Origin of the sequence: Acinetobacter sp. ANC 4218 (genome assembly GCF_002135245.1) — a bacterium.
In the GTDB taxonomy this organism is placed as follows: domain Bacteria; phylum Pseudomonadota; class Gammaproteobacteria; order Pseudomonadales; family Moraxellaceae; genus Acinetobacter.
The window spans coordinates 1-14,206 of record NZ_NEGD01000004.1 but is presented as its reverse complement, the minus strand read 5'-3'; the positions used below and the strand labels follow the sequence as shown (position 1 = coordinate 14,206).

At 42.0% G+C, this 14,206-nt stretch carries 12 protein-coding genes and 1 pseudogene; 6 read left to right on the top strand and 7 right to left on the bottom strand.

Annotation, left to right across the window (positions count from 1 at the left end; translation table 11 throughout):
- Positions 1-156 precede the first annotated feature (156 nt).
- Positions 157-1,800, top strand: coding sequence for a nitrite/sulfite reductase (locus tag B9T38_RS04675; RefSeq protein WP_086195695.1), 1,644 nt, complete (start codon positions 157-159; stop codon positions 1,798-1,800).
- Positions 1,793-2,278 (top strand): DUF934 domain-containing protein, encoded by a 486-nt coding sequence (locus B9T38_RS04670; RefSeq protein WP_086195694.1) that lies wholly within the window; start codon positions 1,793-1,795, stop codon positions 2,276-2,278. The genes B9T38_RS04675 and B9T38_RS04670 overlap by 8 nt, the downstream gene beginning before the upstream one ends.
- 72 nt (positions 2,279-2,350) lie before the next feature.
- Here the strand turns inward: B9T38_RS04670 and B9T38_RS04665 are convergent, their stop codons facing one another.
- The 3 genes from B9T38_RS04665 to B9T38_RS04655 all read right to left on the bottom strand — a co-directional run bounded on the left by B9T38_RS04665 (position 2,351) and on the right by B9T38_RS04655 (position 4,810).
- A complete protein-coding gene (locus B9T38_RS04665) occupies positions 2,351-2,800 on the bottom strand; it encodes a VOC family protein (RefSeq protein WP_086195693.1) in 450 nt (149 codons plus the stop codon).
- 196 nt (positions 2,801-2,996) lie between these two features.
- The gene (locus B9T38_RS04660) at positions 2,997-4,172 is read right to left on the bottom strand and encodes a thiolase family protein (protein WP_086195692.1); all 1,176 of its coding nucleotides are present in this window, start codon (positions 4,170-4,172) and stop codon (positions 2,997-2,999) included.
- 116 nt (positions 4,173-4,288) lie between these two features.
- Positions 4,289-4,810 carry a GspH/FimT family pseudopilin gene (locus B9T38_RS04655; protein WP_086195691.1) on the bottom strand — a complete coding sequence of 174 codons (522 nt, stop codon included), beginning with the start codon at positions 4,808-4,810 and terminating at the stop codon, positions 4,289-4,291.
- Between the two features lie 375 nt (positions 4,811-5,185).
- Between B9T38_RS04655 and omp38 the strand changes: the two genes are divergently transcribed.
- Positions 5,186-6,280: an outer membrane protein Omp38 gene (gene omp38, locus B9T38_RS04650; RefSeq protein ID WP_086195690.1), complete on the top strand. Its 1,095-nt coding sequence runs from the start codon at positions 5,186-5,188 to the stop codon at positions 6,278-6,280.
- A gap of 141 nt (positions 6,281-6,421) precedes the next feature.
- A complete protein-coding gene (locus B9T38_RS04645) occupies positions 6,422-7,249 on the top strand; it encodes an alpha/beta fold hydrolase (RefSeq protein ID WP_086195689.1) in 828 nt (275 codons plus the stop codon).
- A 55-nt stretch (positions 7,250-7,304) separates the two neighbouring features.
- Here the strand turns inward: B9T38_RS04645 and B9T38_RS04640 are convergent, their stop codons facing one another.
- The 3 genes from B9T38_RS04640 to B9T38_RS04630 form a co-directional block, all read right to left on the bottom strand.
- Positions 7,305-8,765 (bottom strand): amino acid permease, encoded by a 1,461-nt coding sequence (locus B9T38_RS04640; protein ID WP_086195688.1) that lies wholly within the window; start codon positions 8,763-8,765, stop codon positions 7,305-7,307.
- A 9-nt stretch (positions 8,766-8,774) separates the two neighbouring features.
- The gene (locus B9T38_RS04635) at positions 8,775-9,800 is read right to left on the bottom strand and encodes a methyltransferase (RefSeq protein ID WP_086195687.1); all 1,026 of its coding nucleotides are present in this window, start codon (positions 9,798-9,800) and stop codon (positions 8,775-8,777) included.
- A gap of 65 nt (positions 9,801-9,865) precedes the next feature.
- Positions 9,866-11,236: a uracil-xanthine permease family protein gene (locus B9T38_RS04630; protein WP_086195686.1), complete on the bottom strand. Its 1,371-nt coding sequence runs from the start codon at positions 11,234-11,236 to the stop codon at positions 9,866-9,868.
- Positions 11,237-11,416: 180 nt separating this feature from the next.
- On the opposite strand from B9T38_RS04630, the gene typA reads away from it, so the two are divergent.
- On the top strand, positions 11,417-13,252 hold the full coding sequence (typA, locus tag B9T38_RS04625) for a translational GTPase TypA (RefSeq protein WP_086195685.1): 1,836 nt from the start codon (positions 11,417-11,419) through the stop codon (positions 13,250-13,252).
- 168 nt (positions 13,253-13,420) lie between these two features.
- Positions 13,421-13,861 carry a large conductance mechanosensitive channel protein MscL gene (gene mscL, locus B9T38_RS04620; protein ID WP_086195684.1) on the top strand — a complete coding sequence of 147 codons (441 nt, stop codon included), beginning with the start codon at positions 13,421-13,423 and terminating at the stop codon, positions 13,859-13,861.
- 107 nt (positions 13,862-13,968) lie between these two features.
- Here the strand turns inward: mscL and B9T38_RS04615 are convergent.
- A pseudogene (locus B9T38_RS04615) lies at positions 13,969-14,206 on the bottom strand (IS4 family transposase); the annotation flags it as partial.

The following is a 14,206-nucleotide window of genomic DNA, read 5'->3' as shown; positions in this document are numbered from 1 at the left end:
AAATGAATTAAAAAAGGCTGAAAGGCTTTATATCCGTGCAGCTTAGACACACTTATCAATAAAATCGCTATGAAATATGTAAAAAACGCATTTTGTTGATAGATCAAATCTCGTTATGCTGTCCGCCGTTATAATAGAAACTACTAGCTGTACGCCATGTATTTATATACTGATTTTGACCAGCAACTGGTCAATGAACGTGTTGCACAATTCCGTGACCAAACGGAACGTTATTTAGCCGGTAAATTGACGGAAGATGAATATCGTCCGCTTCGTCTGCAAAACGGCCTTTATGTACAACGTTATGCGCCAATGTTGCGTGTTGCAGTGCCTTACGGTCTGATGAATTCAAAACAATTGCGTAAAATTGCGCAATTGGCTCAAGACTATGACCGTGGTTATGCACACGTATCAACACGTCAAAACATTCAGTTTAACTGGCCTGCACTAGAGAACGTACCGGACATGCTGCAAGAACTGGCATCTGTACAAATGCATGCCATCCAGACCTCTGGTAACTGTATCCGTAATACCACCACTGACCAGTATGCAGGTGTGGTTGCCGGTGAAGTGGCTGACCCACGTCCGACTTGTGAATTGATCCGTCAGTGGTCAACCTTCCATCCGGAATTTGCCTTCTTGCCACGTAAGTTCAAAATTGCGGTTTCTGCATTGGAAGAAACTGACCGTGCGGCAACGTCATTCCACGACATCGGTGTTTACATCGTGCGTAATGAAGCAGGCGAGATGGGCTATAAAATCAAAGTCGGTGGTGGCTTGGGCCGTACCCCGGTGATTGGCAGCTTTATCCGTGACTTCCTGCCACGTGAAGATTTAATTGCGTATTTGGAAGCGGTACTGCGTGTGTATAACTTGCATGGTCGTCGTGACAACAAATATAAAGCCCGTATCAAGATTTTGGTAAAAGCGTTAACGCCTGCCGTATTTGCAGAAAAAGTGGAAGCTGAATTTGCACATACCATCAAGACTTTGAAAATCGATGCAGACACCTTGGCAAAAATGGATCAGAACTTCACGCCATTTGCTTACCAAGACTATGCCGATGAAGACTTTACTGAGCAGTTTGCAGCGCATCCGAAGTTCAAGCAATGGTTTAATATCAATACCAATGCGCATAAAGTGCAAGGTTATCGTATTGTCACGATTTCTCTAAAACGTGCCGGTATTGCTCCTGGTGATATGACCGTTGAAGAGATGAACCTGATTGCAGATCTTGCAGACAAGTACACCTTCGGCGAGTTCCGTACCACCCACGAACAAAATATTGCCTTGGTGGATGTGCCGCAAAAAGACTTGTTTGAATTGTGGCAGATCTTGGATCAGCACAATCTGGCTCGTGCGCATATTGGTTTCTTGACCGATATCATCTGCTGCCCAGGTGGTGACTTCTGCTCGCTTGCAAACGCAAAATCTATTCCTATTTCAGAAGCGATTTCACGCCGTTTTGATGATCTGGATACTATTTACAACCTAGGTAAATTGGATCTCAATATTTCAGGTTGTATGAATGCCTGCGGTCACCACCATGTCGGTAATATCGGTATTTTGGGTGTAGACAAAAAAGGTGCAGAATTCTACCAAATCACGCTTGGTGGTAATGCTGACCATGATGCTTCAATTGGTGACATCCTTGGGCCATCATTTGCAGCAGACCGTATTCCAGATGTAGTGGAAGAAATTCTAAATACCTATCTTGACCTTCGAAATGACGGTGAAGAGTTTATTGATACTTACCGCCGTGTTGGCATTCAACCATTTAAGGAGCGTGCATATGCTTAATACCGCACTACAAGTGCTCTCTAAAGATGGCACGATTGCAGACAATACTTACCAGTTAATTGGTGAAGATGGCGTATTACCAAAGGGTGACGTGGTTTTAACGGTTGAACAGTTAGACCAGATTGCCCATGTTTCAGGTAAAAAAGCACTTTACATCACTGTAGATGCCTCTCCTGAAACCCACGAATTTCCGCTTGATCAGTTAGATGCAATCTTTATTGAATTTGCTGGTTTTAATGATGGCCGTGGTTATTCTTTTGCAGCATTGCTTCGTCGTCAAGGTTACCAAGGTGAACTTCGTGCCACTGGCGATGTATTCAAAGACGTGTTGAACTATATGAAGCGTTCAGGTTTTGATACTTTCGTGATTAAAGAAGGTAAAGATATTGCTGAAGCTGCTGCAGGTTTGGGTGATTTCACTAATCCTTATCAAGCTTCAACTGCAGTGCCAAAAGCACATTATCAAACAGGTGCTTGATTGTTTTAAGCAAATGTTAAAAAGCCGGATTGATTCCGGCTTTTTTATGCATGTTTAAATAAAAAACCGAGATTACATGGCTTCTAATTGGCAATTGACCATCCATTTAATCCCGAACTGATCGGTAAAGGCGCCATAGAGTGCACCCCAAAATGTCTTTTCTAAAGGCATTTCTATTTGTCCATTCACAGATAAAGCATCAAATAAGCGTTTTGCTTCTGCCTGCTCATGGGCATTGAGATTAATTGAAATATAGTGATTATTCCCTTGAGTGAAAACGCTATTGGTCTGTGCACAGAATTGATCATTGATGTCAGATCCCATCAGTTCTGTGAATGCATTAATCAGTAAGGATACATGCAGAATAAGATTTTTATCTGCCTCAGATAGCGTGATACCTTCTTGCGCTGGCAATTCACCATAACGGGTCAGATTGGAAAACTCGCCACCAAAAACAGATTTATAAAAGTTAAATGCTGCTTCGGTTTCGCCTTGGAAATTAAGATAATGATTGAGTTGCATGAAAAGCCTTTGTTGTTGTTTTGATGGTTCTAATCTAGCAGGCTTAAGCTTAAATTTAGATGATGAAAATATAAAAAAGTGTAAGCATAAAAAATCCCTCAACAGAGGGATTTTTTATCTTCCTCAAGGAGAAAAGATAGTTAAAGAGAGGGGCATTACCTGACTCCCTCTTTAATTAAGGCAGACTTCAAAGCAATTAAAGCAGTTCAATCGCTACAGCAGTCGCTTCACCACCACCAATACACAGGGTAGCAATCCCTTTTTTACCACCAGTACGTTTTAAAGCATGAATGAGCGTCAAGATAATACGCGAACCTGTAGAGCCAACCGGATGACCAAGGGCACAAGCACCACCGTTAATGTTGACTTTAGCTGGATCAAGTTTGAAGTCATCCATTGGACACATGGTCACCATGGCAAAAGCTTCGTTAATCTCCCAAAGATCGACGTCTTGAGCATCCCAACCGGTTTTATTTAAAACTTTCTGAATGGCACCGACCGGAGCAATGGTGAACTCAGATGGATGTTGAGAATTTGAAGCATAGGCCACAATTTTAGCCAGCGGCTTTAGGCCTTTTGCTGCAGCATTATCACTCGAAGTTAAAACTAGTGCAGATGCACCGTCCGAAATTGAGCTGGCATTGGCCGCAGTAATGGTGCCGTCTTTAGCAAAGGCAGGGCGAAGTGTTGGAATTTTCGTAATATTGACATTGAACGGTTGTTCATCTTTATCAACCACTACATCGCCTTTACGGGTAGATATGGTTACAGGCACGATTTCATCAGCAAAATAACCTTCGTTCACGGCTTTTTGTGCACGTTCTAATGAACGAATTGCAAAGTCATCCATTTGTTCACGCGTATAGCCACGAGTATTTGCCATGTCTTGTGCAAAAGAACCCATTAAACGGCCTGTTTCCGCATCTTCAAGACCATCTAAGAACATATGGTCTTTAATTTCAGCATGACCCATGCGCAAACCACCACGCGCTTTAGGCAATACATAAGGAGCATTGGTCATAGACTCCATGCCACCTGCAACCACAATTTCAGCAGAACCGGCTTTTATCATATCGGCCGCTTGCATCACTGCTTTCATACCTGAACCGCATAGTTTGTTAATAGTGACTGCACCAGTTGAATCAGGTAAGCCGGCTTTGCGCATTGCCTGACGGGCTGGTCCTTGCTTTAAGCCGGCAGGCAACACGCAGCCCATAATGACTTCTTCGACATCGGTTGCTTGTAATCCAGCACGTGCAATCGCTTCTTTGATACATGCTGCTCCAAGTTCTGGGGCTGTTACACTGGCCAAGCTACCTTGGAAGCCGCCCATTGCAGTACGTGCCCCATTTACGATTACGATGTCTGTCATTGTTCTTTCTCCGAGATTGATTTTTTTAGGGAATTACTTTCCAAGCTTAAGCAGTATATTGAAAAATGAGCCGGAATAAACAAAGATTGTAGGATGTCTTTAGACTGATAAGTTTTTTAGCAGCTCGATAGGTTTTCTATCCGCATATGTCCCATCGCACTCAGAACCAGCTTCCGATGATGATCAGAAACCATTGAACAATAATAAAAACTACCATTTGAACCTATAGGCAGGCCATTTTCAGCTTGAAAAGTTAAACTGGGAACACTCAAAGTTCCTCTCCAGTCTAAGTGCCCATATTTTAAATTGGTTGATTCTGTATAGATAATTTTTTCACCTGTATCAATTTGTCTATTTTTATTGCTGTCGAGAAAAACCAGTAAACCGGCAGTCCATTGGTTTGTTTGACAATTCATTTTATTTTCACTGGGACATAACACTACATTGCTATGATAGAGCGTAGCTTGAGATTTAGCCAATTGAATTGTTGAAATCAGTTTATTGGTGGTGGCGTTGACTTCCTGTTTGGCTTTTATGTCTTGAAAATAAGGTAAAGCGATTGTTGCCAGAATTGCAAAAATAGCCAAAGTAACGATGAGTTCAACTAATGTGAAGCCATTTTTTTGTTGAAAAAGCATTGAAAATAATCCTGTAATATATTTTTTTTTAATTATGTATGTTATTAATGTTTTGTTTTTTAATTGTTTTTTTGCAGGTAATATTTATTTCTCAACTTTATAAGAAAGCTGTTAAAATAATTTGCAAGTGACAATAAGCTATTCATCAGAATAAATTGAGTAAAAAATTACCGAATTACAACGGAAATTGTAAGTAATTTTGTCAATAATTTACTTGATTAAAATTATCAAGCACTTGGAAAAAAAATAAAGTGTTTGTATGATTCAAAGTGAATAGCTTAAGAATAAGACTGGGGTATAAAAAAGCCTATCTCAGAATAGCCAAATTCTAGGCTTGAGCTTGAACAACAATTGTTATCTCTGGAGGATAAATCCATGAAAATGAGTCGTATCGCACTAGCTATGCTAGTTGCTGCACCTTTAGCTGCAGCGAATGCTGGCGTAACTATTACCCCATTATTGGTTGGTTATAATTTTAACGAAACTCAGCACAACAACAACGGTAAACTATTTTCTGATGCTGATGGTGACGATGCTTCTAATGTGGTTGAGCTTCAAGACGATTTATTCGTTGGTGCTGCGCTTGGTGTTGAACTAACTCCATGGTTAGGCTTTGAAGCTGAATACTCTCAAGTTAAAGGTGATATCGAAGCTACTCGTCAAAGTGATGTTGTTGAAGGTACTAAAGTAGCTGAGTACAAAAAACAGCAAATTGCTGGTAACTTCTATGCAACTTCTGATTTGATCACTAAAAACTATGACAGCAAAATTAAGCCTTATGTATTGTTAGGTGCTGGTCATGTTAAATATGAAGGTCAAGGCGAAGCTGCTGGTTGGGAAGAAGAAAGCACAATTGGTAATGCAGGTCTTGGTGCTTTCTGGCGCTTAAACGATGCTTTATCTCTACGTACAGAAGCTCGTAGTACTTATAACTTTGACAATAAATTCTGGGACTACACAGCTTTAGCGGGTCTTAACGTAGTTCTTGGCGGTCACTTGAAGCCTGCTGCTCCTGTAGTAGAAGTTGCTCCAGTTGAGCCTGTAGCTCCAGTTCAACCAGCTCCACAAGAGTTGACTGAAGATCTTAACATGGAACTTCGTGTGTTCTTTGATACCAACAAATCAAACATCAAAGACCAATACAAACCAGAAATCGCTAAAGTTGCTGAGAAATTAGTCGAATATCCAAACGCTACTGCTCGCATCGAAGGTCACACAGACAACACTGGTCCACGTGCATTGAACGAACGTTTATCTTTAGCTCGTGCTAACTCTGTTAAATCTTCACTTGTAAATGAATACAATGTAGATCCAGCTCGTTTGTCTACTCAAGGTTTCGCTTGGGATCAACCGATTGCTGACAACAACACTAAAGAAGGCCGTGCTATGAACCGTCGTGTATTCGCGACTATTTCTGGTAGCCGTACTGTTGTTGCAGAACCTGCTCAACAAGCTCCTGCAGCTCAATAATTTATTATTGAGCTGAGTTAAAAAAGCAGCCTTACGGCTGCTTTTTTATGTTCGCTACATAAGCATAACTTGTTTAATACACTGTTTCATTTCGATCTTGTTCTAATAAACACCTATATACAATAAAAAGAGGGTGAAAAAATGGCACAGATGTTAACGACAACAGATGGAACCTCGATTTATTATAAGGACTGGGGAGAGGGGCCGGTTGTGGTCTTTTCCCATGGATGGCCTTTATCTAGTGATGCTTTTGAAGACCAGATGTTATTTCTTGCAGAACATGGCTATCGGGTGATTGCATTTGATCGACGTGGTCATGGACGCTCGAGTCAGCCTTGGGCTGGACATAACATTGATCAATATGCACAAGATATGCATCAACTCATTGAGTATCTTGGATTAACTGAGTTCGCTTTAGTCGGACATTCTACCGGTGGGGCAGTCGTTACCCGTTATACGGCAAAATATGGTCAGCATAAAGTCACTAAACTTGCACTTATTGCAGCCGTAACTCCCCTCATGATTAAACGAGATGATTATCCAGACGGTGTAGATTCGGACGTGTTTGATGAGATGCGCGCAAATTTATTGGCCAATAGAGCTGATTTTTATCTGGATTTTGCTAAAGCATTTTATGGATATGACAAGCTGTTAAATAAAACTTCGGAAGGGGTAATACAAAATTTCTGGCGTATTGCAATGCAGGGTTCAATCAAGGCGCATTATGATTGTATCCACGCCTTTTCAGAAACCGATTTACGTGACGATTTAACCCAGATTACAGTACCGACCTTGGTGCTTTATGGAACAGCAGATGACATTGTTCCGCCAGGAATTTGCAGTCAGCAGACCGTTAAACTCTTAAAACAGGGTGTGGAAGAGCAAATTAAGGGAGCACCGCACGGGTTGTGTACCACTCATAAAAATGAAGTCAGTTTTGCCTTGAAGGAGTTTCTGGCACATCATTGATATAAGTTAAATAAAAAAACAGCCTTTAGGCTGTTTTTTTATTTAAATACCAGATTTAGTCCTGATCAGGATTCATCGGTTTAACATCCATATCTTGATAAGAAACCAACTTGGTTTTGTTTTTCCATTTATAACCCAGCCAGATTACTAGAAATAATGGAATACTGATATAGGTGGACAATACACCGAGCCAATCACCCGTAATAAAGGCTTGATAGTTCTGTCCGAGTACGACAATCGTACAAAGAATAAAGGCAAACCAAGGGGCAAATGGGAAAAACTTAGCTTTATACGCTAAATCTTCCAGTTTATAACCTTGTGCCAAATAACCTTTACGGAAACGGTAGTGTGAAATGGCAATACCCAGCCATACAATGAATCCGCACATTCCCGACATATTCAGCAACCAGTTAAATACTTGTTGTTCCCCAATAAAAGTGGTGAGAAAGCAAAGTGCGGCAATTGCTGTGGTGGCATACAGTGCATTCATGGGTACACCACGCGAATCCAGTTTACCAAAGATTTTTGGTGCACTGCCTTTGCGTGCCATGTCAAACAGCATACGGGTGGATGAATACATGCCTGAGTTACCTGCGGACAGGATCGCAGTTAAGATTACGGCATTCATTAAACCTGCGGCGAAAGCAAAACCGACTTTTTCATACAATAAGGTAAAAGGTGAAAGGGTAATGTTTTCACTTGCTGCCGCTTGTAACAGGCGTGGATCATCATAAGCCACTAGTGTACCAATGATGAAAATACACACTACATAGAATAATAAAATACGCCAGAAAATTTGCTTGATGGCTACTGGAATGGTCTTTTTAGGATCTTTCGATTCACCCGCAGCCACACCCACCATCTCTGTGCCCTGAAAGGAGAATCCGGCAATCATGGCGACACCAATCATGGCCTGCAAACCACCAACAAAAGGTGCATCCCCTTTGGTCCAGTTGGCAAAGGTCACCATATTCGGTGTCAGCATGATTTTAGCAATCATGGCAATACCAATAATAATAAAGACAACGATTGCAATGACTTTAATCAGGGAGAACAAAAACTCACTTTCACCAAAGCCTTTTACAGAGAGTGAGTTAATGGCAAAAATCACGCTCAGAAAAATAGCACTCCAGTAGAATCCGGGAATATCAGGAAACCAGAATTTCATAATAAACTGGACAGCAACCAGTTCAAAAGCAACCGTAATGGCCCAGTTGTACCAATAGTTCCAGCCCAAAGCAAAGCCAAAACCACCTTCTACATATTTTGTACCGTAGGTAAAGAAAGCACCTGAGGTCGGGTTATGGGTCGCAAGCTCGCCCAGACTGGTCATCAGGAAATAAATCATGATTCCAATCAGGCAGTAAGCCAATAAAGCACCGCCTGGACCAGCATTGGCAATGGTTGCACCAGAAGCCAGGAATAAGCCTGTGCCGATAGAACCACCAATGGCGATCATATTCAAATGACGTGCACCCAGCTTACGCTGTAAATGTGCAGATTGAGTTTCGCTCATCGTTGTTCCTTAAGATTTCTTTTCGGTGCTAGTGAACAGCACTTTAAAGCCTTGTTGATCGGCTTTGGTTGTACATTTGCCAAAGCTTTGTTCAATGAGTAATGGATAATTTAAAAAGCGGTTTGCCACAATCCAGAGTTCACCACCCGATTTCAAATGACGGCGTGAAGTTTTGCACAAGCTTTCACTGGCATCATAATTGGTCTGAATACCTTGATGGAAAGGCGGATTGCTGACGATGGCATGCAAGAAAAGAGGCGCATCTTCAATACCCGTCACAGCAGTAATTTCAAGCTGTTCGGGAGAAAGGTCATTTTTTTCAAAAGTCATGCGGGTAGAGGCCAATGCAAAAGCATCAACATCCAGGGCAAAAATGCGGTTTTTAGGATTCAGTTTGGCCAGATAAGCACTGATAATACCGGCACCACAGCCAAAGTCGGCAATTTTACCTGAAGTGACCTGTGATAAAAACGGTAAGAATACTGCTGTGCCGACATCTAAACGATTTTGGCTGAATACGCCGGGCAGGGCACAAATAGTGAGATCACCTTTTGGTGTTGCTACCGTATATTCTTGGGCCCAATTTGCCAAAGTCTTTTCTTTAACCGTCGATTCAATCTTGACTTGCCAGAGCTGGCAATGACGTGCACTGTCCAGTTTAAAGGCTTTACCATAAGGCTGTAGCTGTTTGGCTGCGCGTTCAACGCCGCCTTTTTTCTCACCCACCAGGAAGATGGAAGCCCCTAAACCTAGACGGCTGACGACATTATGCAGGACATAATTTAACAGTTCTTTGGACTTCGGTACAAAGATAATGGCCTGGTCAAAACTGCCTTCAGGAAGCTCTACCCCAAAATGTACAGCGGCCTGTTGTGACTGAAAATATTGAAATTCATTATAATTCCATGTCCACAAACAAGGGCTGATGTCTTTCTCTAGATTGGAAAGTAAATCATCAGTCGGTGCATTGACTAAAAGCACACGTCCAGAAAGGTATTCATGCTGTCGAATGACAACTTCACTTCTTGGATCCATTTTTTATCTCGCCATTGAAAAACTCTGCCCAGACAATGCTGGGCAGAGTTGATGCTGAAATGAAATTATTGCTTCGATTCAGGAAGAATAATATTTAAAAGCAATGCTGCAATACCACCAGTCGCCACACCGGAACTGAAGATGTTACGGAATAATTCAGGAAGATGTTCCAAAATTTGTGGGACTTGTGCAACCCCCAAACCGAGTGCCAGTGAAATGGCAATAATTAACAGGGCACGACGGTCAAGATGAATCCCTGACAAGATATTAATACCAGAAGCCGCTACAGCACCAAACATCACCATGACTGCACCGCCAAGCACGGCTTGAGGAACTGCTTGAATCACGCCAGCAACTGCAGGTAACAAGCCCAAAATCACCAGTAATGCTGCAATCCAGATGCCGACATAACGGCTTGCAACGCCAGTAAGCTGAATGACGCCATTATTTTGTGCAAATACCGAACTTGGGAAAGTATTGAATAAGCCGGCGAGCAAAGAGTTGGCACCATTCACCAGCACACCGCCTTTAATACGCTCCATCCATACTGGACCATCGACTGGCTGATTGGAAATCTTTGAAGTTGCGGTAATGTCACCAATCGCTTCTAAAGATGTGACCAGATAAATAAAGGCCATTGGAATAAACAAGCTCCAAGAGAAGCTTAAACCAAAATGCATCGGTGTTGGAATCTGAACCATTGGCGCATCTTTCATGCCTGAAAAATCAAGATGGCCCATAAAGCCGGCAAGAGCATAACCAATAATCAGGGCAATCAGAATGGCGGAGCTTTTGATCCAGGTAATACGGACACGGTTCAGGACAATAATAATCGCCAGTACCGTACATGACATGATCAGGTTATCGGCGTTGGCAAAGGTTTTATCGCCCATGGCCTGATAACCGCCCCCCATACTGATTAAACCTTCCTTAATTAAGGTCAAACCAATCAGCAGGACGACAATACCTGTAACAAGGGGAGTGATCAGTTGTTTTACCCAAGGTAAAATACGTGATACACCCATTTCAATAAATGAGCCGGCAATTACTACACCAAAAATAGAAGCCATCACTGCTTCAACAGGGGTACCTGCTGCGACCATGGCTGAACCAATGCCGATAATCGGACCAATAAAGTTAAAACTGGTGCCTTGTACAATTAAAAGACCCGCGCCCAAAGGGCCAACTTTTTTACATTGTAAAAAGGTTGCAATCCCGGAGATTACCAAAGACATGGAAAGAATCATGTTGGTGTCTTCTTTTGAAACGCCTAAAGCAAGACAGATCAAAAGACCAGGGGTGACAATCGGGACAATAATCGCAAGTAAATGTTGCAGGGCAGCGAGAAAAGCGATAAATGGTTTGGGGCGATCGTTTAATCCGTAGACCAAATCAAGACGATCTTGTTGTTTGGGAGAGTTTTGTAAATCAGACATGTAAGAAAGGTACAACAGCAATTTGGCGTTATTCTAATCGAGTTACAGGAGTTTACAAACGAAAAAAAGGACGAATAGTCAAAAAAACTTGTAACTGTCAATAAACTGTCACTACTAAAAGTTTAGTTTTTTCTGTATAATTTGCCCTCAAATTTAAAGTTTAAAGCGTATCGAATTTACATGTCAGATATTAAAACTCTCCGCAACATTGCCATTATTGCGCACGTTGACCACGGTAAAACAACTCTTGTAGACAAACTTTTACAACAATCAGGTGCACTCGGTGAACGAGCGGGCGAGATTGAGCGTGTCATGGATTCAGGCGCTATTGAAAGTGAACGTGGTATTACCATTCTTGCAAAAAACACTGCAATCAAATGGTTAGATGAACGTACTAATACTGAATACCGCATTAACATCGTCGACACCCCGGGGCACGCCGACTTCGGTGGTGAAGTAGAACGTGTATTATCGATGGTAGACTGTGTATTGCTACTTGTGGACGCACAAGAAGGTCCAATGCCACAAACACGCTTCGTAACACAAAAAGCCTTTGCACGTGGTTTGAAACCAATCGTGATTATCAACAAAGTCGACAAGCCAAGTGCACGTTGTGACTGGGTGATCGATCAAGTTTTTGATCTGTTTGATAATCTTGGTGGTACTGACGAACAGTTAGACTTCCCGATCGTTTATGCTTCAGGTCTTCGTGGTGTTGCTGGTCCTTCTCCAGAAGAACTTGCTGAAGATATGACACCGTTGTTCCAAACAATCGTTGATATCGTTGAGCCACCAGCAGTTGATGTTGATGGTCCATTCCAAATGCAGATTTCTTCACTTGACTATAACAGCTTCGTTGGTGTGATCGGTGTTGGTCGTATCCAGCGCGGTTCAGTGAAATTAAATACGCAAGTGACTGTGATCGATAAAGATGGTAAGATGCGTAACGGCCGTATCTTAAAAATCATGGGTTACCATGGTCTAGATCGTGTTGACGTTGAAGAAGCTTCTGCAGGCGATATCGTTTGTGTAACGGGTATTGATGCACTCAACATTTCTGACACAATCTGTGATCCGAAAGCTGTTGAAGCTTTACCGCCATTGTCTGTAGATGAACCTACCGTATCGATGACGTTCCAGGTCAACAACTCACCGTTTGCTGGTAAAGAAGGTAAATTCGTGACTTCACGTAACATCCGTGAACGTCTAGATCGCGAATTGATTCATAACGTAGCACTTCGTGTTGAAGATACTGACAGTCCAGACCGTTTTAAAGTGTCTGGCCGTGGTGAACTTCACCTTTCAGTTTTGATCGAAAACATGCGTCGTGAAGGCTTCGAGATGGGTGTATCTCGTCCGCAAGTAATCTTGAAAGAAATCGACGGCCAAATGCAAGAGCCGTACGAAAACGTAACTTTTGACGTTGAAGAACAGCATCAAGGTGCTGTAATGGAACAAATGGGTCACCGTAAAGGCGAGATGACCAATATGGAAGTTGACGGTAAAGGCCGTATCCGTATTGAAGCAACTGTTCCTTCACGTGGCTTGATCGGTTTCCGTTCTGAATTCTTGACCATGACTTCTGGTACAGGGATCATGACATCAAGCTTCTCGCACTACGGTCCAATGAAACAAGGTACTGTTGCTAAACGTCAAAACGGTGTGTTGATTTCTATGGTTCAAGGTACTTGCCTGGGCTATGCATTGTTCACACTACAAGACCGTGGCCGTCTATTTGCTAAACCACAGTTGGAAGTTTATGAAGGAATGATCGTGGGTATTAACTCGCGTTCTGACGACATGGTGGTTAACCCGACTAAAGCAAAACAGCTCACTAACGTACGTGCATCAGGTACTGATGATGCCTTAACACTTGTACCTAATATTGAATACACGCTTGAACAGGCGCTTGAATTCATCGAAGATGACGAGTTGGTTGAAGTAACACCGAAATCAATTCGTATCCGTAAGCGTTACTTGACTGAAAACGAACGTAAGCGTAACCGCGGTAAATAATTTTTCTGTTTAGCAGATATAAAAAACCGCTAACTAAGGTTAGCGGTTTTTTTGTGAGCATAAGTTACAAAATGAAACTGCTCTGTGAGCAAAAATTGCTAAAGTACCCCTAACAACAGATTAATTATCACCCTATAAAAACACTGAAAATGGTCTAAGGAGTCAAGTATGAGTATTGTTCAAGAATTTAAAGAGTTTGCCATCAAGGGCAACATAATGGATTTGGCTATCGGGGTTATCATTGGCGGGGCATTCGGTAAAATTGTCGACTCATTGGTGAAAGATATCATCATGCCCATCATTACCCTGATTACGGGTGGAGGCGTTGATTTTACCCAGAAATTTATCGTCCTCGGGGATAATCCGGAGAATCTGCAATCTTTGGATGCATTGACCAAAGCCGGAATTAACGTGCTGACCTATGGTAATTTCCTCACGATTTTAATTAACTTTATTATTTTGGCTTGGGTGGTGTTCCTGATGGTAAAAATGTTAAACCGTATGCGCCGTACAAAAGAGGAAGTGCCGGCAGCACCTGCCCCAACACCGGAAGATATTCAGTTACTGCGTGAAATCCGTGATGAATTGAAACAACGTCCACAAATGTAATTTCTTTTCTGAAATAAAAAACGGTGCTGAATGTACCTTTTTTTATAAAATCCCTCCCAACCTCCCTTTGATAAAGGGAGGAGTGGTCCACTGCTGTCCCACAAATATCACAAGAAGAACCTCAATTGAGGTTCTTCTTGTTTTCGCCATTTTTTATCAGGCGCAAAGAGTGACCTTAAATGTTTCCTTTCAAATAAATTGACCTGAATAATTCGCAGTAAACGCTGAACACTCCATTCTTCTTGTGCCATGTGTTTAGCGAAGTTCACCAGTAAATAGGCGATTAATGCAATCCATATTTGCGTTTGTATCGCATTGCGGCTTCGACCTAGAAATGACTTCAGT

What these genes read in the sequence shown, in the direction of transcription:
- B9T38_RS04645 (WP_086195689.1), top strand. Translation starts at nt 6,422, where the DNA reads ATGGCACAGATGTTAACGACAACAGATGGAACCTCGATTTATTATAAG.
- B9T38_RS04640 (WP_086195688.1), bottom strand. Translation starts at nt 8,765, where the DNA reads ATGAGCGAAACTCAATCTGCACATTTACAGCGTAAGCTGGGTGCACGT.
- B9T38_RS04660 (WP_086195692.1), bottom strand. Translation starts at nt 4,172, where the DNA reads ATGACAGACATCGTAATCGTAAATGGGGCACGTACTGCAATGGGCGGC.
- B9T38_RS04635 (WP_086195687.1), bottom strand. Translation starts at nt 9,800, where the DNA reads ATGGATCCAAGAAGTGAAGTTGTCATTCGACAGCATGAATACCTTTCT.
- omp38 (WP_086195690.1), top strand. Translation starts at nt 5,186, where the DNA reads ATGAAAATGAGTCGTATCGCACTAGCTATGCTAGTTGCTGCACCTTTA.
- mscL (WP_086195684.1), top strand. Translation starts at nt 13,421, where the DNA reads ATGAGTATTGTTCAAGAATTTAAAGAGTTTGCCATCAAGGGCAACATA.
- B9T38_RS04665 (WP_086195693.1), bottom strand. Translation starts at nt 2,800, where the DNA reads ATGCAACTCAATCATTATCTTAATTTCCAAGGCGAAACCGAAGCAGCA.
- B9T38_RS04675 (WP_086195695.1), top strand. Translation starts at nt 157, where the DNA reads ATGTATTTATATACTGATTTTGACCAGCAACTGGTCAATGAACGTGTT.
- B9T38_RS04670 (WP_086195694.1), top strand. Translation starts at nt 1,793, where the DNA reads ATGCTTAATACCGCACTACAAGTGCTCTCTAAAGATGGCACGATTGCA.
- B9T38_RS04655 (WP_086195691.1), bottom strand. Translation starts at nt 4,810, where the DNA reads ATGCTTTTTCAACAAAAAAATGGCTTCACATTAGTTGAACTCATCGTT.
- B9T38_RS04630 (WP_086195686.1), bottom strand. Translation starts at nt 11,236, where the DNA reads ATGTCTGATTTACAAAACTCTCCCAAACAACAAGATCGTCTTGATTTG.
- typA (WP_086195685.1), top strand. Translation starts at nt 11,417, where the DNA reads ATGTCAGATATTAAAACTCTCCGCAACATTGCCATTATTGCGCACGTT.